Consider the following 734-nt stretch of genomic DNA (forward strand, 5'->3'; position numbering starts at 1 on the left):
GCGCTTGATGGTAAGCGCATCGAACAGTTGGCACGCAAAGGTGTGGTCAACAATCGCTTCAATGCTTTTATTATGCAAAAGCTGGCTGATGCTGGCATTGAGACACATTTTGAAAAGCAGTTGTCTCAAGACGAAGTATTGGTCAAGCGTCTAGATATGATCCCGGTCGAGTGCGTGATGCGTAATTTCGCTGCCGGTAGCTTGGTTCGTCGTTTAGGATTAGAAGAAGGGCAGCCGTTGACGCCATCTACTTATGAATTGTTTTATAAGGACGACGCACTTGGTGATCCACTGGTGAATGAGTCATTATCACTGTCACTTGGTTGGGCCACTGAAGCACAGTTGGCAAGAATGGAAGAATTAACGCATCAAGTTAATGATGTATTGAGTAAATTGTTTGATGCAGGTGATCTGATACTGGTTGATTTCAAGCTAGAGTTTGGTGTATTCCACGACCGTATCGTGTTGGGTGATGAGTTCTCCCCAGATGGTTGCCGTATTTGGGACAAGAGCACTAAGAAAAAACTCGATAAAGACCGTTTCCGTCAATCATTGGGTGATGTGATTGAGGCTTACGAAGAAGTGGCGAACCGTATTGGTGTGCCATTAAACTAAGCTTGATTGGTTCAAGCCGTTAATCGTTATGGTATAGAATAAAAAACTGAGTTTATAGCTCAGTTTTTTTATGGCATTAGATTAAGTTCGGTTCCCTAGTGAGGACTCGAATCTTTGGC

Annotated in this window: 1 protein-coding gene; it reads left to right on the plus strand. The window is 43.5% G+C overall.

Annotation, left to right across the window (positions count from 1 at the left end):
- Positions 1-615: phosphoribosylaminoimidazolesuccinocarboxamide synthase (gene purC / locus ACT3QP_RS14975; RefSeq protein ID WP_444526051.1), on the plus strand; the 615-nt coding region annotated here is incomplete at its 5' end.
- Between the last annotated feature and the right edge of the window lie 119 nt (positions 616-734).

Source organism: Psychrobacter sp. AOP7-B1-24, assembly GCF_052376215.1.
In the GTDB taxonomy this organism is placed as follows: Bacteria; Pseudomonadota; Gammaproteobacteria; order Pseudomonadales; family Moraxellaceae; genus Psychrobacter.